The sequence below is a fragment of the Pseudoalteromonas sp. SG43-3 genome (assembly GCF_014164385.1).
Classification (GTDB): Bacteria; Pseudomonadota; Gammaproteobacteria; order Enterobacterales; family Alteromonadaceae; genus Pseudoalteromonas; species Pseudoalteromonas distincta.
Map to the genome: position 1 here is coordinate 67,026 of NZ_JACJFC010000007.1, position 19,989 is coordinate 87,014.

Here is a 19,989-nt window from a genome sequence, read left to right on the forward strand (position 1 = left end):
TATGATCCCAGAAATTGGTTATTTTTCTTTAACGCTTGCCATGGTGCTAAGCGTTTTACTGTGTATTTTTCCTCTTTGGGGCGCGCATACTGGTAATCTTCGGTTAATGCGTGCGGCTCCATCTTTAGCAATAGGCCAGTTTGCTTTTGTACTAATCTCTTTTGCTGCACTTATTTATGCAAGTTTAACAGACGACTTTACCGTATCTTACGTAGCGTATCATTCAAGTAGTACGCTGCCTTGGTACTATAAAATCACCTCTACGTGGGGCGGTCATGAAGGTGCTATTTTATTATGGTTAGTAATGCAAGCGGGTTGGACTGCTGCTGTAGCAGCGCGTTCTAAATCATTACCTTGGGTATTACGTGCTCGCGTACTGGGTGTACTTGGCTTTTTAGGTGTAGGTTTTATGATGTACACCTTACTGCTTTCAAGCCCGTTTGAGCGCCTACTTCCTTATTTTCCGGTAGAAGGGCGTGACTTGAATCCGCTGCTTCAAGATCCAGGTATGATTATTCACCCACCATTACTGTACATGGGTTATGTGGGGCTGTCGGTTGCTTTCTCTTTTGCTATAGCTGCATTGTTAACAGGTAAACTTGATAACACATGGGCTAAATGGTCACGCCCGTGGACGATGACTGCGTGGGGTTTCTTAGGTTTAGGTCTTACTATTGGTAGCTGGTGGGCGTATTCAGAACTAGGCTGGGGCGGCTGGTGGTTTTGGGATCCAGTAGAAAACGCAGCGCTTATGCCTTGGCTTGTTGCAACCGCATTACTGCATTCATTAAGTGTGACAGAAAAGCGCGGTATATTTAAATCATGGACCGTATTACTCGCAATTGCAGCATTCTCTTTAAGTTTGCTAGGTACGTTTATTGTACGCTCGGGTATTATTGTATCGGTACATGCGTTTGCTACAGACCCCGATAGAGGCTTATTTATACTCGCCTTTTTAGGCATCGTTGTCGGTGGTGGCTTGGCGTTATATGCAATGCGTGTGTCACAAGTTCACAGTGAAGGACGATACAAGCTGGTATCGCGCGAAGTGGCCTTATGGCTCAATAATATATTTTTAGTTGTTGCTACATTAATTGTTATGTTAGGTACATTGTTGCCAATGGTTCATAAAGAAATGGGCTTAGGTAGCATTTCTATTGGCGAACCGTTTTTTAATAAGATGTTTGCAATAATTTTAGTACCGTTTGCTATTTTGATGGGGATCGGACCACTTTTACGTTGGAAGCAAAACAAGTGGGCTTTTTTGCAAAACAAAATATTAATGGGCGTATTAGCAAGTGTTGTGATTACCTGCGCTTGGTTATTCTCAAGTTACGATTTAGTAAAACCACTTACGTTATTAGCGACAACACTGGCGGTTTGGATTGCAATATCAACAGGGATTGATATTTACACCAAAGCAGCTGTGCACGGGAGCTTAAAAGAAGGCTTAAAACGCTTTACTGTAAGTTACTGGGCTATGGTACTTGGGCATATTGGTATTGCATTTATTATTGCGGGCGTAACACTTACCTCTGCTTATTCAGTAGAGCGAGATGTATCGATGAAACCGGGTGAAATAGCACAGCTTAATGAGTATGAATATCGCTTTGATGGCGTTAAAACTATTCGTGGGCCAAACTACAGCGGTCATGCGGGCGTTGTATCTGTGCTTAAAAATAATGAGCTAGTAACACGTTTACACGCCGAAAAACGTAAATATGACATTGGTATGCAGTTTATGACTGAGGCGGCAATAGATGCCGGTTTTAAACGTGATTTATATTTAGCATTAGGTGAGCAATTAAGTGGTGATGCATGGTCACTTCGCATTTATCATAAACCATTTGTACGCTGGATATGGATTGGTGGCGTGCTTATGTCATTTGCAGGTTTCATGATTTTGTTTGATAAACGTTACCGTACATCAGCTAAAACAGCCCGTAAAGATGTACCGGAGAGTGTTTTATGAACCGTAAAATTTTAGCTATTGCGCCGCTTTTAGTGTTTGCTTTTGTGTGTGTATTTTTATACCAAGGTCTTTTTGCCAACCCTCGTGAAATTCAAACAGGGCGGTTAGGTCAAGAAATGCCAGCATTTAATTTACCTGATTTAATGCAAGACAATAAGCAGTGGACTAACGAGTCGTTAAAAGGTGAAGTTTACTTATTAAATGTATGGGGTACGTGGTGCCCAACATGTTTAGTCGAGCTTGGTTATTTAACTAAGTTACGTGAGCAAGGCGTTAAAATTATTGGACTATATTACGTACAAGGTTACGACGCTGATTTTGATGGCCCGTTTGATATGCAATCACTTCGCAGCGAAGTCACTGATATGCTGCAACGTGCAGGTGACCCTTACCAATTTAATATTTTAGATTTACACCGTACTTTGTCGTTGGATTTAGGCGTGTCGGGTGCGCCAGAAACTTTTTTAGTCGATAAGAACGGCACTATTTTGTTACATCACACCGGTGATATAAATCCGCGAGTATGGCGTGCTAAATTTGCGCCAATTATGCAGGAGCTTAAATAATGAAGTGGTTACTACTTACGCTTAGCCTTTTTGTAAGCATGGGGGCGTTTGCACAGCAAGATCGCTATCAATTTGATAACAACAAACAAGCAATATTGTTTGAAGAGCTAACCAAAGAACTACGTTGCCCTAAGTGTCAAAATCAAAACATTGCGGACTCCGACGCTGTTGTTGCTAAAGACTTGCGCGATAAAGTACTCGTATTGGTGAAAGAAGGTAAAAGCAAAGACGAAGTGATTGATTATATGATTGACCGCTTTGGCTATTTTGTTCATTACGACCCACCTGTTACACCAGCGACTTTAGTGCTGTGGGTACTACCTGTGTTAATTGTAATTGTTGGCTTTGGTTTTATTGTTATTCGCCAACGAAAAGCATCAGTAAAACAAACATGGAGCAGCGACGATGAAATGCTGCTAGCGAAGCTAATTGAACAAAATAAACGTCAGGAGCAAAGCTAAATGATTTTAATGTGGGCGTGTTTTGCCTTACTCACACTGGTTGCTCTTAGCTTTGTTATGATACCTTTTTTAAAAAAAGAGCGTGTTCAAACGATTACTCATAACGCCAATGCTGAATTAATTAGTATTTATGAGCAGCGTTTAGTCGATTTGCAAACTGATTTAGATAATCAACGCATTGATAGCGTAAATCACGCAGAATCAATTATTGAATTAAAACGTCGCTTATTGAACGAGCTATCACCAGAGAAATCACTTAACAGCAAAGGTAATAATCGTATTTTTGCTTTAACAGGCGGTGCATTTGTTCTTGCGCTTACAGGGATTTTTTATAGTTTTACAGGCAGTCAGCAGCAAATTTCGGCTTGGCATGACGCAATGGATAATTTAGCTGATTATGGCGAGCGTGCTGTAATGCAAAAAGGTGAGCCGCTTAGTCAAAATGAGCTGCAGGCTTTTGCATTGGCGCTTCGTACTAAACTTAGCCGCTCTGGCGATGATGAAGTTGCTTGGATGCTACTTGGTCGAGTGGCTATGTCGCTTAATGAATTTGACATGGCGCAGCAGTCATTTGATAAAGCACTACGTATGAACCCTGATAATATGCAGGTTCTTATTAGTTACAGTCAGGTTTTATTACTTGAAGGTAGCGAAGCTAATATGACTCGCGCGGCAGGTATGCTTTCAAAAGTGCTAAACGTTGAGCCTACTAATTTAGATGCTATTTCGTTACTAGCCCTGATAGCGTATGAGCGTAAAGATTGGCCGCAAGCTAAAACTGCATTTGAAGTTTTATTGGCGAGCATGGAAAAAAATGATTCACGTTATAACATGATCTCCGAACGTATTGCTGATATTGAGCAACAAATGCAAAGTGAAGGCTCAGTTATGCCAGTTACTACTACAACGGGTGCTATTGCAGTTACAGTCGACATTGCAAAAGAGCTTATTGATAAACAGCCAAAAGACGGTATTTTGTTTATATTTGCAAAAGCAGCAAGTGGTACGCCAATGCCATTAGCTGCTGTTAAGCTGACTAAATATTCATTTCCAATTACAGTTGAGTTGAGTGATAGTAGTGCAATGGTTGCAGGGCTTAACTTATCTAGTGCAGAAAATATTATTATTTCGGCGCGTATTTCTATCGATGACTCTGTTATGCCAAGCTCTGGTGAGCTAGAAGGTCATTCACAGGCGTTAAAGCGTGAAAGTGTAAGTGACTACCAACTTCAAATTGATACATTAATACCTTAAGGACGTTAGATGTTAAAACACAGTTTTACTTTTTTATGTTTATTGATACTAGCCGGCTGTGCTCAAGTACCTCAAAGCAAAGTAGATGACAGAGATCCGCTGCAAAGTATTAATCGTCCATTATATGACTTTAATATGGATGTACTGGATGCTTATTTGTTGCGCCCAGTTGCTGTAGGTTATGTTGAAGTAACGCCTGTACCGGTAAGAAACGGTATTGTTAATTTTACAGGTAATATCACCGCACCTGTAGATATGATCAATGCGGGTTTGCAAGGTAAACCGGGTAATGCAAGCGTGAGCTTAGCACGCTTTTTAGTTAACTCTACTGTCGGTCTTTTTGGTATCTTTGATGTTGCAAGCTCACTAGGTCTTGAAATAGTCGATGAAGACTTTGGGCAAACGTTGGGTGTATGGGGCGTAGGTGATGGCGCCTATTTAATGCTACCAGGTATGGGGCCAACAACAGCACGTAACCTGACCGGTGATGTAGTCGACAACTTTGTATTACCTGAAGTTGCGCTAACGACTCCACAAACTATTTTAGTATTTGTTTTAAAAGCAGTTGAGGCGCGTGCATCATTAATCCCACAAGAAGGGCTATTAAATGATTCACTTGATCCGTACTTATTTGTAAAAGATATTTACTTCCAGCGTCAAATTTATGAGCTGTACGATGGCAATCCACCAGTTAAAGAAGAGCCAGCTGATTTTGATGAAGACTTTTTAGAAAGTTTATAATTGAAGCCACTAATAAAAACGCCAGCTAAATGCTGGCGTTTTTATTGACTGTTTATATAATCTGAACTTTGGCTAGAGAAAAATAAACTTAGATATCATTATAATTCAATATATTAGTAAATGTTTTAACCAGAGTTCGGGTTACTTATTTTTCGTTAACTATTAACTGCATTTGCTCATTAACCCAAGTCAGTGCTTCATGATAGGCATCAGGAACTTTTTCACCTAGGTTTAGCTCTTTCGTTAATTCGTTTGCGGCTGACCAGTTAGCTTGTTCATAATACTTAACTAAGTTTAAATATTTTGCCAGCAAGCCTTCATCGTTTAATAACGCTGCTTTTATGTCATTCGAAAGTGGAAGCTTTTTCATAACGCTTTCCATACTCTCATCTAAAATAGCATCCATAAGAGACATCATACCGGTTAAAAATGCCATGCCGGTATCTTTAAATTGTCCATGGGATATAGCGAGTAACTCACCAAAACGAGCGCGCGTAAGCGATAGCCTAATTAGCTCTACAGGTTTATCTGCTGATACTTGTGCTGCAAATAATAATGATAATAGTTTTTTAATTTCGTTAGCGCCAAGCACTATAAGGGCTTGCTTAATGGTACTTATTTCAGCACGCCTTGCAAAGGCAGCAGAATTTGAATACCTAAGTAATTTGTAAGATAGGTTTACATCACGCTCAAACACATCAGTGATTTTTTTAAGATCCATATCAACGCTTGATGTTTCGTAAAGTAATTCAGCTAATGCCATTTCTGAAGGCGGTAGAGCCTTACTTTGTACCATTTCCGGTTTGGAGAAGAAAAATCCTTGGAAATAATCAAAACCAAGCTCTAGAGCTTGTTGGTAAATTTCATAGGTTTCTACTTTTTCGGCAAGTAACTTAATATGCGAGTGCAGTTTTAAATCATTAAGAACCGTTTTTATTGTATCTATATCAGATGCTAAAAAGTCTATTTTAATAATATCAATAAATGGATAAAAGTGGCGCCAAACAGGCTGATGAATATAGTCATCAAGAGCAATAGTGTAACCTTTATCTTTTAGATCTTTCACTATGGCTAATAATCGCTTCCCAGGTTGCACAGTTTCAAGGATTTCTACAACTACAGTATCTTTGCCCAGTAGTGTTGGGTAGCCCTTTGATAGCGTTTCTAGGGTGAAATTTATATAGGCGGGTTTATTGTCGGTTAAATCTTCTAAGCCGAAATTAAACTGACTACCTTCAATTAGTCGTGTAGTTGCCTCGTCACCGTCTATATCGGGAAATACGTTATCAACGCCATCGCGAAATAAAAGTTCATATCCGATGAGCTTTTTATCTCTGTCTAAAATAGGTTGGCGTGCAGCGTAAAAATACATAAACAGTTCCGTAAGAGTAATCTAATTAGTTATTGTAATAATATATGGCAAAAGACTCAAAATAGCATTACGTATATTTGCTAGATTAATAAATTATCATTAAAAATTAAGGGCTTTCTAGTATTTAATTTATTATATTTCACCAATTCGCTTTAAAATTATTCAACATGAGTATTTTTGTATCAGGTGAGGGCAACAAGTTGGAGATTTTATTATCAAGCATGATATAGTCAGCGAGAATGGTTTTTACCCCAATAGTGTCTTAACTATAAAATTTTAAGAGTCATTATTTGGATTAAAGCCTATTATTAATAATTATGCGGAGGCTAATTTGGAAACAGGAATGATTATTTCACTAGCATTATATTTTATTGTAATGTTAGGTATCGGACTATATGCATATAAGCAATCTACTGACGATGTATCTGGTTACATGTTAGGTGGACGAAATCTATCTCCAAGTGTAGCTGCACTGTCTGCAGGTGCATCTGATATGAGTGGCTGGATTTTAATGGGCCTACCTGGTGCGATGTTTGTTACTGGTTTTAGTAGTACATGGATAGCAATTGGCTTGGTGATTGGTGCTTGGTTAAACTATCTGTTAGTTGCACCGAGATTACGTGTTTACACTGAAAAAGCAAATGACTCTATAACCATCCCAGATTACTTTTCAAATCGCTTCAATGATAAATCCAACCTATTACGTGTTGTATCAGCTGTGGTAATTATTGTTTTCTTTACTCTTTATACTTCATCTGGTGTTGTCGCTGGTGGTAAATTGTTTGAAAGCTCATTTGGTTTAACTTATGAGATGGGTTTATACATTACAACGGGCGTAGTTGTTTTATATACCTTGTTTGGTGGTTTTTTAGCTGTAAGCTTAACTGACTTTGTGCAAGGTTGTATTATGTTCATTGCACTTATTCTAGTACCAACGGTTGCATACTCTTTGCTTGAACAACCTTTAGAATCAACTTTACATAGCGTAAATCCAGATATGCTTAACTGGATTGGTGCAGGTTCTGCATTAGGTATTATTTCTGCAATGGCTTGGGGTTTAGGTTATTTTGGCCAACCACATATCATTGTTCGTTTTATGTCGGTGCGTAGTGTTAAAGATATGCCTAAAGCACGCCGTATTGGTATGACATGGATGATTGTTGCTGCCATTGGTGCTGTTGGTACTGGTATATTTGGTGCAGCTTATACTTATGAGAACAACATTGTAGTTGAAGACCCTGAAACAATTTTCTTAATTCTTTCTGAGTTGCTGTTCCACCCACTTATTGCTGGCTTTTTACTTGCTGCAATTTTGGCTGCGATTATGAGTACTATCTCATCTCAATTATTGGTTAGTTCAAGTTCATTAACAGAAGATTTCTATAAAACATTCTTACGTAAAGATGCCAGTGATAAAGAGCTAGTTGCTGTTGGCCGTATTAGTGTTGCCGTAGTTGCTATGTTCGCTATTTATTTAGCTTACGACAGAGATAGCTCTATTTTAGACCTAGTAAGTAATGCGTGGGCTGGCTTTGGTGCTGCGTTTGGACCTCTTGTATTGTTTAGCCTTTATTGGAAACGCATGAACTTTGCTGGTGCGTTAGCTGGTATGTTAGTAGGCGCATTTACTGTGCTAATTTGGATATATGGACCATTTACTATCAATGGTGAAAGCTTAAGTAGCTTTATGTACGAAATAGTACCGGGCTTTATTTTAGCGAGTATTGCAATTGTTGTTGTTAGCTTAGTAACAAAAGAGCCTGAGCAAAATATCACTGCTTTATTTGATGAAGTAGAAAAAGAGCTTTAATTAGCAATTACTATTTATTTTAAAATGAGTAGTAATTAATACCAATCCGCAATAATACTTAATCATTTTGCGGGGCTAAACGTGTTGCTACCGGCGTTAAAAAATTCTCATTTAGAACAACTAAATATCGAATTTTTGCCTAGCTATCAACACGTTTTTCCACCCTCAAAGAGATCATTTAATTAAGCGAATTGGTATAATAAAAAAGGGAGCAACTTAGTTGCTCCCTTTTTTATTTAGTTTGTCCCGTTCGAGGAGGGAGCATTCTATGAATTAACTTACTTTTTTATCGTTGTTATCTTCAAATGATGCAACGTTATCTGACTTTTTACTTTTTGCTGGCGCTTTGGTAACAGCTGGATCTTTGCCACCTTTTAATATGGTCATAAAATCATCTTTGCTTTTCGCTATTTCTAAAGCAAGTGATTCAATTTGTTGCTCACTAAGCGGTACGTCTACCTTTTCTAGCATCAGCTCAAGTGATTCTGCTATATCGAGCATCTTGTCATAAGCATCCGCTTCTTTTTTGGTAGTAAACGTCATACGCTCGACTCCGTTTCGTTCTACAACATATTTAACAACAACAGCCATGATTTCTCCTGCAAAATTGCTTGGCACCGTGGTTTTTAAAAAACCATTAGATTACTGTTTTTATGTACAGTAATGGTTTGTAAGTAAATTTGCAAGCGCGAAGTATTAATTTTTAGGTGTCTTAAATTTGACAAAAAACGGTAACTTTACTTTAGTTAAGCAATCACTTTGTTGTACCAGCTGCATTTTCAGGATTTCGGATCATAGTGATAATGCGTTTAGGTACACTTTAAGTGATGAACTTTACAGTTCCTTATTTATTGATTTCCTGAGCAATACTCAAAATTAAGAAAAGAAGAATAAGGGCAAGTTTAATGAAAACGTTAAAAAATTTACTCATCATAAGCTTATTATGTTTACTACCCGCGACTACCGCGTATGCACAATTATCAGAAGTAACTAAGCAAATGCCTCAAGCTGAGACAATTAGTATAAATAATGCTGATGCAGAGATGCTTGCTAAGTTACCTGGTATAGGTAAGAAAAAAGCGCAGGCAATTGTGGATTATCGTGAAGAAAATGGCGAATTTAAAAGCGTTAGTGATTTATCGCAAGTTAAAGGGATTGGCAAAAAACTTTTAGCTAAATTAGAGGGGAAACTTTCACTTTAATATTTCTAAAAAGTAATCAGGGTGCTAGGCGCCCTGATTAAATTGTTTTAGCGCATCGCTTAAGTGCTTTTTAGCAAAGTTAATTTCAATAGGTGTAGTTAATAGTGGATAGCACAATCCGCCAAGTATCAAAAATGGTATTAATATCCAACCTTTAAATACAGTGAATATTAAAAATAGTGGGCTAAGTAATAGCAACTTTATAATACGCAATAGAACTTTATCAGTTGGCGATAGCTGACTTAATGCAAGCGCAATTACGTCTTGACGCTGGCGTACTTTTAAATGCTTAAGCTGGTCTAATTGGCTTGAAAAAAATGTAAACATATTAAATCGACTTTTTAATTGATAAACGGGCAATAATTATAATAAATAGCGTTAGTGAGAAAATCCCAAATATCACTTCCATCCAAGCAGGCATGCTCATGCCAACAAACTGCCAATCTATATTTCCACAATCCCCGGTAGCTTGAAAAAAGCTAGGTATCCATTCATGTAGTGGCATAAATGATGGGAAATTTGGTTCAAACTCGCAGCTAAATGCAAAAGGGTCTGTGGTGGTCTGCATATCAATATGTTCGCGAGCAATTAAGTATCCCCAAACACTCGATATTCCCCAAATAACATACGCTATCATACGCACAGTTTTACTTTGTGGTTTACTTGAGCCTACAATCCCTGCGCCTAATAACCCCAATACTGCAGTGCGTTGATATATACACATTATGCAAGGCGCTAACCCCATTTTGTATTGAAAGAAAAGAGCGGTAACTTCAAGTAAAAAAACGATAGCTGTAAATAAAAGCCACGGGGTTCGTTGGGTAGGTAATTGTGCAAGCCAGTTCATAAAAATTCCGCGTTTTAATAGGACGTTAGATTATGACGTAGGATAAAGTATGCAGCAACAAAAAGGAAAAAAAAGCTACCGAAGTCGCTTTTTATAAGATGAAATTAATGACTACTCAATTCAGCCTTAGCAAAGGTTAAATGACGTTCTATTATTTTCCCATCGATACATAAGCTCAGTTATATTGCTTACTTATACTAAGGTGATGCATCATCTAAAGAATTTTTTATGGTTGCACTTTTTTGTACTTTTTCTTATGGCAAGTGCGGGATAAGTTAATTAAGCTCAGGCGCTGCGTAAATAAAAATATCTCCATAATAACAATGTACCTACAATGAATATTACTCTAGATATTCATGCATTGTAGCTAAATTAGAGAAACCCAAATTTAATTATTTATTAATTTTAAATTTCTACCCATTTGCTTTATTAATATATATTACTTTACTTGTTAGTTGTGCTTCGTCTGGTACAATCAGTCAGTTATTCGTGTAAAACGATGAGTGTTGATTAATTCGAGTGGGAACTGGATGAGAATTTTTAAAGCGAAAAGCCCAGCAGGATTTGCTGAAGAATATATAGTTGAGTCCATTTGGAACGGCGATTTCCCTCCAGGTTCAATTTTACCTGCCGAGCGAGAACTTTCAGAGTTAATTGGTGTTACAAGAACAACCTTGAGAGAAGTACTACAGCGTTTAGCGCGTGATGGTTGGCTAACAATTCAGCATGGTAAACCTACAAAAGTAAATAACTTTTGGGAAACGTCTGGCTTAAACATTCTTGAAACATTAGCGCGCTTAGATGAAGACAAGATGCCAGAGCTGACAGATCAGCTTTTATCTGCACGTACTAATATTAGTGCTATTTATACACGTGCTGCAATTAAGTTAAATCCTGAACGCGTAATTGAAATTTTATCACAAAGCCATGAGCTAGAAGACACCGCTCAAGCATTTGCTGACTATGATTATAAAGTGCATCACGAATTAGCCGTTGCGGGTAATAACCGTATTTATGTATTAATACTTAATGGTTTTAGAGGCTTTTATTCAAAGATTGGTTGTCATTACTTCTCTGATGCCGGAACTCGTGAACTTGCTCGTCAGTTTTATAAAGATTTAACCATTTTGGCAGAAAATAAAGAGCATGATGGTGCTATTTCGATGATGCGTAAATACGGTCATCAAACAGGTGAGATTTGGCAAAAAATCCGTGGTGATATGCCCTCAGATATAATGGACTAAGTCTAAGCGAGAAACCTGCATTTGCAGGTTTTTTTATATCTATAAAATTTAGCGCCACCGTATATGAAATTCTAAAAAGTTTAATGTATAAACCACTTCGATATTTTTAAAATTTCTACTTAGTTACAACGCAACTTACCCTTTAAAATAGACCTATTATTTAAGCATATTAGTGCAAGTTGCAAGTGTTCGTTATTTTCGATTGCTCACATCGTTAAATGCGATTGTTCTTTTGTAGTGAATAACTTTAGAATGCCAATTAATTATATGTATGCGCTATTGGTTTTTAATTTTTAGCGCCCATATAAGTACCAGCATTGCGAAAGCAATTGAAAACAAACTCAAAATATTTGGAGAATAAAATGGGTGTATTAGTAGGCCGCCAGGCACCAGACTTTACCGCTGCAGCTGTTCTTGGTAACGGTGAAATTGTAGATAGCTATAACCTTCATGAAACAATTAAAGGTAAAAAAGCAGTTATCTTCTTTTACCCACTAGATTTCACGTTTGTATGTCCTTCTGAACTTATTGCATTTGATAAGCGTTTTGAAGAGTTTCAAAAGCGTGGCGTAGAAGTAATTGGTGTTTCTATCGATTCACAATTCTCACATAACGCATGGCGTAACACTGCTGTAGCAGACGGCGGTATTGGTAAAGTTCAATACGCACTAGTTGCAGACGTTAAACACGAAATCTGTAAAGCATATGACGTTGAGCATCCAGAAGCGGGTGTTGCGTTCCGTGGTTCTTTCTTAATTGATGAAGAAGGTAACGTACGTCACCAAGTAGTGAACGATTTACCACTAGGTCGTAACATCGACGAAATGCTTCGCATGGTTGACGCGCTAGCGTTCCATACTGAGCACGGTGAAGTATGTCCTGCTGGTTGGACTGAAGGTAAAAAAGGTATGGACGCAAGCCCTGAAGGCGTTGCTAAGTTCTTATCTGAAAACGAAGGCGAGCTATAATTTAGCCCTTAGTTTTAAATAAAAAAAACCGCCAATTGGCGGTTTTTTTATTTGTAGCGTTAGCTCACTTTAAAATAAGCTCGCAAAGTTAAAACGAGAAGCTAACTTTAGTATAGAAGTATCGGCCTCTAGGGTTGTGTACACCTGAAGCATAACCGTATAGATCAGCGTCGCCATCACCAATTGCAAATGGTGGCTCTTCATCAAATAAGTTATTTACACCTAGCGATACTTTAGTTGAGTCAGTAACACGATAAGATGTTTGTAAATCTACCAATGTTTGCGAATCAACCATACGTGATGTATTGCTATCAAAGTCTAAATTACCGTCAAAATCAATATCTGGGGTATCTTCAAACTCACCTACATAACTGATGTTTACGTTTGTATTAAACTCGCCAATTTCCCAGTTTGTAGAGAAAATCCAGCGGTGCTCTGGATAGCCATACTCACCGGTGTAATCGCGGCCATCTTTTTCAAATTTATCTTGGTATGCCCATTCTAAATTAAATTTCAATAAACCTAAGTCATCAAGTGAGTGATTGTAGTTAGCTGAAACATCGACCCCAGATACTTCTTGCGAAGAAACGTTTTCAAATGTGCTGTAAATTTTTTGAATTGTTCCTAAGCTATCGCCACCTGTAGGTGTTAAGCGCACACATACAGTACTATCTTGGTTATTACACTCAGAGTTATAAATTGGACCAAACTCTTGCTCATCAATTTTGTTATCTTGAGTGATGCTCCACACATCGACACTTAAACCAAACTCAGCAGAAGGCGCCCAAATAAAGCCGACATTCCATGATTCTGATTCTTCAGCTTCAAGGTCAGGGTTACCAGCAAATTCAATGTTGTAATCAAGTGCATCACAATCAAGGCCTGTTGCCTCACATCGGTATGTATCTACAAAGAATTGGCTTTCTTGAGATGGACCCAAACCAACTTGTGCCAAAGAAGGCGCTCTAAAGCCTTGTGCCCAAGAGCCACGCACTGTGATTTCATCAGTAGGCGCCCAGCGAAGAGCTACTTTAGGGTTTGTTGTTGTACCGAAGTCACTGTAGTCATCGTAACGGCCAGCAAGTTGTAGCTCTAAATTATCAGCAAGAGGGATAGAAAACTCGACATAGGCTGCGTATTGTTCACGATCTGCAGATGCAGATACAGACTCTGTGCCAAATATTAAACCACGTTGAAATTGATCATCTGGAATGTCATTAACGTCTTCTTCACGGTACTCAATACCTGCAGCCATCATTACTACATCATCGCCAAAACTAAATGCTTCACCTGTAATGTTTGCATCAAAGGAAGTCATGTGAGACTCACCACGACGCACTAAGCTTGTTGTAATACGATCAATTACAGCAGGGTCGTTGTATGTGCCACCAAATGGATTGTAGTTTCCTGCATCAATTTCTTGTTGTAAGAAATCAGTACGCACCCAACCTTGTGTTCTATCACCTGTTTGAAGAGATTTACTTCGGCCTTTTTGTACAGCGGTTTCCCAGCTCCAGTCATTAAACTCACCTTTAAGCCCTGCAACAAAGCGAAGAGTATCTGATTCAATATCCCATTGGCGTGCGCCAGCATCAACTGTACGGTAACGACCAATTTGAATGTCTTCACCAAATGGATTGTTAGGGTGGCTAGCTGGGACAGTTAAGCCTGCATCTTCATCAAGGGGAGTAGGGGCTCCGGCCGCAACAGACGTATTGTGCTGTACTGCCATTTCTAAAAAGCCCGTAATGCCATTATCAAAGTTATATTCAAATTGAGAAATAGCACCCACGCGTTCAGACGCTGGTGCGATATAACCGTAGGGGCCGTAATCAAATAAACAACTGCCGCTTGAAGTTGCATTTTCAGCAGGACAAGCCGGATCAATTGTTTTAACACCGTCTACATAAAAATATCCAGGGAAGCCACGAGATGAGCGAAAATCTTCACCACCATAAGGTGATTGATTTGCTGTACCTAAGCTGCCCATTTCATCAGAAGAAAGAGATGTATTTTTAAAGTAATCGATAATAACTGACGCGCTACTTTTCTCGCTAGTAGTACCCCATACTAAACTTGCTGTTGTTTCTTCATAATTGGGACCATCAGTACCACCGTAGCCCAAATTAACTTCAACACCGTCAATGTCTTTTTTCAAGATTACGTTTACCACACCCGCCACTGCGTCTGAGCCGTAGATAGCTGAAGCACCATCTTTTAGTATATCGATTCGCTCAATGGCAGAAACTGGGATACTGTTAATATCTACAAATGAGTTTGTGATACCTTCGGCAAATGCACTAATAGATACACGACGGCCATTGATTAGTACGAGCGTAGCATCAGCACCTAAGCCACGTAAACTAACAGCAGCAGACCCATTTGCAGTTGAGTCTTGGTTGTTACCACGTGTTGAGAAAGTACCGCTACCCGCGACAGGCATTCTTTCGAGGAGTTGTTGTAGGTTGTCATAACCCATGTTCTCAATATCAGCTCTTGCGATTGATTGAACCGGAGAAGGTCCTTCGATATCTGAACGTTTGATTCGTGAGCCAGTTACTTCAATGCGCTCTACTTTTTTAGCTTCTTCAGCAGCGTAAGTTGTTGTTGTAAAACCTGCTGAAAGTGCGATTGTAGCACCTGCAATTAAGCTAGGTGTAAATGCAATTGATTGCTTCATCCTTAAGTCCTTGTTGATATGTTATAAATTTAGTTGCTCTATACCAATCCTTTTTAAACTGTTAAATAAATCCCATATTTAAGCGGATTGATATAACAAGCGACGACATTAATATCATGTAACTTAAGTGTTAGCAATTAGACTGAAATGTGATTTTAGTATGGTTTTTTGTGTGTTTTTGGATGATTTTAAAACAGATGTTATGCGCTGAAGAAGGTTGAAATAGGCGCATATGCTTTATTTTGGAAATAACAAATACAGCCTAAATGCGAGTAATAATTAAATTAATTAATTCACAATAAAATTGTAATAAATTATTTACATGTATATTCTGAATAAATAGTAATCTTGTTGTATATTAATAAAACAAATAATAGTTGTTTTTTTTAATAAAAAAACGCCTAACTTGTTAGTTAGGCGTTGTGCTTATACTTTGTGTTTCATTAAACGTTCTTTTTCGCGAGACCAATCTTTATTTTTCCCGTCGTCACGTTTATCGTGCAACTTTTTACCTTTTGCTAGATGAAATTCAAGTTTTACCCAACATTTTTTCCAGTACATAGCTGTAGCTATTAATGAATAGCCATCTCGCTCTGTTGCGCCGAGTAGACGGTCAAGTTCGCGTCTGCTTAATAGTAACTTACGATAACGCAACGGATCGCAAATTACATGGGTTGATGCACTATTAAGTGGCTGGATTTGCGCGCCAAGCAAAAATGCTTCGCCATTTTTAAGATGAATATAAGTTTCGGTGATGTTTACCTTACCTGCTCGGATACTTTTTACTTCCCAGCCTTGTAGTTCAACACCTGCTTCAAACTTATCGTGTAAAAAATACTCATGTCGCGCTTTTTTGTTTAGCGCGATGGTATTACTTGTCGATTTTGATGAATTTTTCTTAGCCATAGTGCCCTATAATATACGTAATGTGAGATGTTTTACATCGATTTTTTAATAATGCTTTTAAAAATTAAGCTTTAATTTAAGCAGCATGAAAATTTGGGGAAACGCGCAAAGCTTGCTAAAATTCGCCCACACAGTTGGGAGTGAGTATGCCACAAATAGAAAAAAGTGCGCTGGTTATGTACAGCACTAAAGAGATGTTTGATCTAGTTAATGATGTAGAAGCTTATTCGCAGTTTTTACCAAATTGCTCAGACTCAAAAATTGTTTCACAGCATGATAATAACATGACCGCGAGTTTAGAAATATCCAAGGCGGGTATAAAAAAGTGGTTTACCACCGAAAACACCTTTGTTGATGAGCAAACAGTGTTACTAAGCCTTGTTGATGGACCATTTAAGATGTTAAAAGGACGTTGGCACTTTCAAGAGCTTGACGCCAAAGCATGTAAAGTTCACTTGCAACTAGAATTTGAATTTTCAAGTAAGTTAATAGAGCTTGCCTTTGGTAAGATTTTTAACGATGTTGCAAAAAATATGGTGAGTGCATTTACTCAACGTGCAAAACAGGTTTATGGAGCGAGAGCATGATTAATGTTGAGGTGGTATTTGCATTACCAACCACGGCCACGTGTTTATCAATTGAAGTGCCACTAGGGACTACAGTCGAGCAAGCTGTTATTCAGTCAGGTATTATACAAAAGTGCCCTGAGATAGATGCTACATCGCTAACTTTAGGTGTGTGGAATCGAACTGTAAAAGCTAACTATGAGTTAAAAGACGGTGACCGTATAGAAATATATCGTCCATTAATTGCAGATCCTAAAGATGCGCGTAGAAAGCGTGCAGAAAAAGCTAAAGAAGAAGGGCGTGCAAATAAAATAACGGGTGGCCGCCCACTCGAAAAGTAACGAAAATCGGTATAAACGTGGAAAATTTAACGGATTAAATCACACGCTGACGTTGTTTAAAATGGTAAAAGCTTTTAAATAAACCAATAAAAAAGGTGAGCCATGCTCACCTTTTTTTACCACTTGAGAAATTTATTGCTCGAGCGGTGTAGTAAAGTTTTCAGGTTGGTCATAATCACCTGAAATTGAAACTAACTTTTCATTTTCAAAGTTAATTACTAACTCTTTATTTTGCTCGTTTTTACGGCCTTTATTGAAGCTGTAAATATAACGCCAAGTATTGTTATCAAAGGCGTCTTCGGCAATAGGTCTGCCTAATACGTAAACAACTTGCTCTCGAGTCATATTTACACGAAGTTTTTCAACATCCGATTGCTCTAAAAAGTTGCCTTGTGGGATGTTAATTCGGTATACCCAGCTAGAGCAACCTGCTGCTGAGCTAAGTGTTAAAGCAACGATAAGCCAAAGAGAAAAAGTTTTTAACGACTGCATTGTTAGTTGTGATCCTTATTTTTTATAATCTGCATGATACCGATTAGTCACTGAAGGTAAAACCCTTTTAAGCAATTGTTTTATGTTAAGGGCGTTAAGGTAATGTTTTGACCATTAATAATGAAAAAAGTTTACAGCACATCGAAACGAATATTTTAAAAACGGAGTCTACTTGGTTTTTATATATAGTTGAGACACGATTTGGTCATTGGTACACAGGGATCACGACTAATGTTGAAAAACGCTTTGCAACTCATCAAGCCGGCAAAGGGGCCAAAAACCTTAGAGGGAAAGGGCCGCTTTTACTTATCCATCAACAACAAGTTGGTAATAAAAGTGAAGCAAGTAAACTTGAGTATCAATTAAAAAAGCTTTCTAGAGCCAAAAAAGAAGCATACGTTTTAGCATTTAATACCGGCGACACTAAAATCATTTAGTTAATTTACTTAGATTAAACCGTATTCGCTGTGGGCAAAAGCTAGCTTTTAATATAGCTTTTGCTCACAAAGGAAATATAGCCGTTATAGCTGCTTAGCGATGTTTTTCAAAGGTAGCGACAAGTGCATCGAGTGTTTGAGCGCTGTTTGCCAAGTCACGAATAGCTTGCTCTGTATTGATTTGCTCGCTCATTGCTTTATCGCTAATTTCACTTATTTGCTCTATGTTACGACCTACATCAGCAACCACATTACTTTGCTGCTCAGTTGCAGTTGCAATAAGCGTAGCCATATCGTTTATTTGATTAGCTGTTTCGGCTATCGCATCGAGTAATTCTACTGAGCTTTGCATGGCTCCAACGCTTTGCTGCGCTTTATCTTTTGATTGGCTAATATCGTTAACTACATCATCAGATATTCTTGTAAGCTCTTCAATCATAGATTGAATTTCGGTGGTTGATTGCGATGTACGGTTTGCCAGAGCGCGTACTTCATCAGCAACAACAGCAAAGCCTCGGCCGTGCTCACCTGCGCGAGCAGATTCAATTGCCGCGTTTAAAGCAAGTAGATTAGTCTGATCCGATATCCCTCTAATTGAATCCACAATACTTGCTATATCAACCGTTTTTTTAGAAAGCAAAGTAACTTGCTCTGTTATGCCATCAATATCGCTAGCTAGGGCTGAGATAGTTGCCTGGCTTTGTAATACTTGTTTATGGCTTTGAATGGTGTTCTCACGGCTGTTATCGGTTAACTTAGCTGTATTCGCTGCGCTTTGTGCTATTTCTTGCACTGTAGCGCCCATTTCGTTGATAGCTGCTGCGACAGATATTGTTTGCTCTTTTTGATTATCAATTGCTTGCGAGTTTCGTTTTGCCTGTTCAAATACATGATCAGAACTTTGGCGAATATCGTGGCTTTCACTGGCAACTTGAGTAATCGCTGTTTCTATTTTATTTATAAACTGGTTAAAGCCATTACTTAAATTGTTGAGCTCTGGTTGGCTTGATTCTGGTAAGCGGTACGCTAAGTTTGCATCGCCAGAGCCTAAGCGTGAAAATAACTCAGCCATTTTAGAAAGTGGAGATGAAAGAGAGCGAGCAAGTAAGTAACTAATCAAGCTAGCAACTAACGCGGTGATTACTGTAAAAGTAAATATTTGCCATTGTAGGGTGTTTACACTTGCGAATACTTCACTTTTTGGTACTTGAGCTACAACATATAAGTCAGTGTTTTTAATTGGGGTTGCAGCTATAAGAGTTGGTTCGCCATTTAAGTTAATTTCTTCTAGTGCAAAGCCATTACTATTAAATAGTTGGCTGTGAATATTTGCAGTATATAAATCGTCAATATTTGCTTTTGCTACTTTATTGGCATCTTTATGAAGTTGAATTAATCCATTTTTATCTGCAATAAATACAAAACCTGTTTGCTCAATTTTAAATTGCTGTAATAGCTTTTGCATATCAGTGATGCTTTTTGCAAGACCTGCTAAACCAGTACCATTAGCTTGCTGATGATTTACAAACATTTTCACATCATTGGCTGACTCTTGATAAATACTGATAGAATAAGGTTGTTTTGATTGTTTGAACGCAAAAAACCAGCCATCAGCTGCATCGTTTTTTAACACACGCAAAAAACCATTTTGGTTCCAGTACTGTGCAGTGTCTCTATTTGCCCAAGATGCTGTTGCTAAATCGTATTGCTGGGCAACACGATTTAATTCTTTTAATAATAAAGTGTCGTCTTGATTACTAGACTGAGCCCACTGTAAAACAAATTCGTTTGATGATAGTTGCTGAGCAGCACCAAGTAACTCATTAATTTCACCGCCTATATGATTACTGATTGTTTGCAGTTTACTAGGTAGCTCTGACTCGATCATACGTTGCTCAATTATGTCTTTAGAGCTGTATAAAGAGGTCAAGCCAATCAGTGCCGCTACGCATATAGCAATAACACTGCCTAAAGCTGTGATTTTTTGAGTAATAGAAAGGTTTTGTATCGTCATGATATTAATTAATTTTACAACTGAGTAGAGGACTATACTAGCACATTATTTATTTAGAGCTAGATATTGCCTACTGTGAAATGAATAGAAGGTAGCGTGTTATGGTTAAATTTTTA

At 38.2% G+C, this 19,989-nt stretch carries 20 protein-coding genes; 12 read left to right on the forward strand and 8 right to left on the reverse strand.

Annotated features, from left to right (window positions below; translation table 11 throughout):
• Window position 1 precedes the first annotated feature (1 nt).
• Genes H5157_RS08145 through H5157_RS08165 form a run of 5 tightly spaced genes read left to right on the forward strand, consistent with a single transcriptional unit; the run spans window position 2 to window position 4,994 of the window.
• Window positions 2–1,972: a heme lyase CcmF/NrfE family subunit gene (locus H5157_RS08145; protein WP_002959282.1), complete on the forward strand. Its 1,971-nt coding sequence runs from the start codon at window positions 2–4 to the stop codon at window positions 1,970–1,972.
• Entirely contained in the window at window positions 1,969–2,538 is a 570-nt protein-coding gene (locus H5157_RS08150; RefSeq protein WP_002959281.1) for a redoxin family protein, read from the forward strand. Before H5157_RS08145 ends, H5157_RS08150 begins: the two co-directional genes overlap by 4 nt.
• Window positions 2,538–2,999, forward strand: coding sequence for a cytochrome c-type biogenesis protein (locus H5157_RS08155; RefSeq protein ID WP_002959280.1), 462 nt, complete (start codon window positions 2,538–2,540; stop codon window positions 2,997–2,999). Before H5157_RS08150 ends, H5157_RS08155 begins: the two co-directional genes overlap by 1 nt.
• Window positions 3,000–4,253 (forward strand): c-type cytochrome biogenesis protein CcmI, encoded by a 1,254-nt coding sequence (ccmI, locus tag H5157_RS08160; RefSeq protein ID WP_182724516.1) that lies wholly within the window; start codon window positions 3,000–3,002, stop codon window positions 4,251–4,253.
• A 9-nt stretch (window positions 4,254–4,262) separates the two neighbouring features.
• Window positions 4,263–4,994, forward strand: a complete 732-nt coding sequence (locus H5157_RS08165) for a VacJ family lipoprotein (RefSeq protein ID WP_182682688.1) — start codon at window positions 4,263–4,265, stop codon at window positions 4,992–4,994.
• 145 nt (window positions 4,995–5,139) lie between these two features.
• Here H5157_RS08165 and H5157_RS08170 read toward each other — a convergent pair whose 3' ends face one another.
• Window positions 5,140–6,366, reverse strand: coding sequence for an EAL and HDOD domain-containing protein (locus H5157_RS08170; RefSeq protein WP_004335679.1), 1,227 nt, complete (start codon window positions 6,364–6,366; stop codon window positions 5,140–5,142).
• Window positions 6,367–6,697: 331 nt separating this feature from the next.
• Here H5157_RS08170 and putP point away from each other — a divergent pair, with 331 nt between their 5' ends.
• Window positions 6,698–8,176 carry a sodium/proline symporter PutP gene (gene putP, locus H5157_RS08175; protein ID WP_149602304.1) on the forward strand — a complete coding sequence of 493 codons (1,479 nt, stop codon included), beginning with the start codon at window positions 6,698–6,700 and terminating at the stop codon, window positions 8,174–8,176.
• Window positions 8,177–8,449: 273 nt separating this feature from the next.
• Here the strand turns inward: putP and H5157_RS08180 are convergent, their stop codons facing one another.
• Window positions 8,450–8,767 (reverse strand): YebG family protein, encoded by a 318-nt coding sequence (locus H5157_RS08180; protein ID WP_182724517.1) that lies wholly within the window; start codon window positions 8,765–8,767, stop codon window positions 8,450–8,452.
• A 314-nt stretch (window positions 8,768–9,081) separates the two neighbouring features.
• Between H5157_RS08180 and H5157_RS08185 the strand changes: the two genes are divergently transcribed.
• A complete protein-coding gene (locus tag H5157_RS08185; protein ID WP_165723515.1) occupies window positions 9,082–9,378 on the forward strand; it encodes a helix-hairpin-helix domain-containing protein in 297 nt (98 codons plus the stop codon).
• A gap of 24 nt (window positions 9,379–9,402) precedes the next feature.
• Here H5157_RS08185 and H5157_RS08190 read toward each other — a convergent pair whose 3' ends face one another.
• Both H5157_RS08190 and dsbB read right to left on the reverse strand, forming a co-directional pair.
• The gene (locus H5157_RS08190) at window positions 9,403–9,705 is read right to left on the reverse strand and encodes a DUF6170 family protein (RefSeq protein WP_024595348.1); all 303 of its coding nucleotides are present in this window, start codon (window positions 9,703–9,705) and stop codon (window positions 9,403–9,405) included.
• Window position 9,706: 1 nt separating this feature from the next.
• Window positions 9,707–10,225 carry a disulfide bond formation protein DsbB gene (gene dsbB, locus H5157_RS08195; RefSeq protein ID WP_024595347.1) on the reverse strand — a complete coding sequence of 173 codons (519 nt, stop codon included), beginning with the start codon at window positions 10,223–10,225 and terminating at the stop codon, window positions 9,707–9,709.
• 530 nt (window positions 10,226–10,755) lie between these two features.
• On the opposite strand from dsbB, the gene fadR reads away from it, so the two are divergent.
• Complete coding sequence (gene fadR / locus H5157_RS08200; protein ID WP_004335692.1) at window positions 10,756–11,469, forward strand: fatty acid metabolism transcriptional regulator FadR; 714 nt, start codon at window positions 10,756–10,758, stop codon at window positions 11,467–11,469.
• A gap of 362 nt (window positions 11,470–11,831) precedes the next feature.
• A complete protein-coding gene (locus tag H5157_RS08205) occupies window positions 11,832–12,437 on the forward strand; it encodes a peroxiredoxin (RefSeq protein WP_007378637.1) in 606 nt (201 codons plus the stop codon).
• 88 nt (window positions 12,438–12,525) lie between these two features.
• Here the strand turns inward: H5157_RS08205 and H5157_RS08210 are convergent, their stop codons facing one another.
• Entirely contained in the window at window positions 12,526–15,117 is a 2,592-nt protein-coding gene (locus H5157_RS08210; RefSeq protein WP_182724518.1) for a TonB-dependent receptor, read from the reverse strand.
• A gap of 426 nt (window positions 15,118–15,543) precedes the next feature.
• Window positions 15,544–16,023, reverse strand: a complete 480-nt coding sequence (gene smpB, locus H5157_RS08215) for an SsrA-binding protein SmpB (RefSeq protein ID WP_004335699.1) — start codon at window positions 16,021–16,023, stop codon at window positions 15,544–15,546.
• A 146-nt stretch (window positions 16,024–16,169) separates the two neighbouring features.
• On the opposite strand from smpB, the gene H5157_RS08220 reads away from it, so the two are divergent.
• Both H5157_RS08220 and H5157_RS08225 read left to right on the forward strand, forming a co-directional pair.
• Window positions 16,170–16,610, forward strand: a complete 441-nt coding sequence (locus tag H5157_RS08220) for a type II toxin-antitoxin system RatA family toxin (protein ID WP_182715998.1) — start codon at window positions 16,170–16,172, stop codon at window positions 16,608–16,610.
• A complete protein-coding gene (locus tag H5157_RS08225; protein WP_138488725.1) occupies window positions 16,607–16,930 on the forward strand; it encodes an RnfH family protein in 324 nt (107 codons plus the stop codon). The genes H5157_RS08220 and H5157_RS08225 overlap by 4 nt, the downstream gene beginning before the upstream one ends.
• 132 nt (window positions 16,931–17,062) lie before the next feature.
• Here H5157_RS08225 and H5157_RS08230 read toward each other — a convergent pair whose 3' ends face one another.
• Window positions 17,063–17,422: an outer membrane protein assembly factor BamE gene (locus H5157_RS08230; RefSeq protein WP_004335706.1), complete on the reverse strand. Its 360-nt coding sequence runs from the start codon at window positions 17,420–17,422 to the stop codon at window positions 17,063–17,065.
• A 107-nt stretch (window positions 17,423–17,529) separates the two neighbouring features.
• Here H5157_RS08230 and H5157_RS08235 point away from each other — a divergent pair, with 107 nt between their 5' ends.
• Window positions 17,530–17,859, forward strand: coding sequence for a GIY-YIG nuclease family protein (locus H5157_RS08235; protein ID WP_004335709.1), 330 nt, complete (start codon window positions 17,530–17,532; stop codon window positions 17,857–17,859).
• Between the two features lie 94 nt (window positions 17,860–17,953).
• Here the strand turns inward: H5157_RS08235 and H5157_RS08240 are convergent, their stop codons facing one another.
• The gene (locus tag H5157_RS08240; protein ID WP_182715997.1) at window positions 17,954–19,873 is read right to left on the reverse strand and encodes a methyl-accepting chemotaxis protein; all 1,920 of its coding nucleotides are present in this window, start codon (window positions 19,871–19,873) and stop codon (window positions 17,954–17,956) included.
• Window positions 19,874–19,989: the final 116 nt, after the last annotated feature.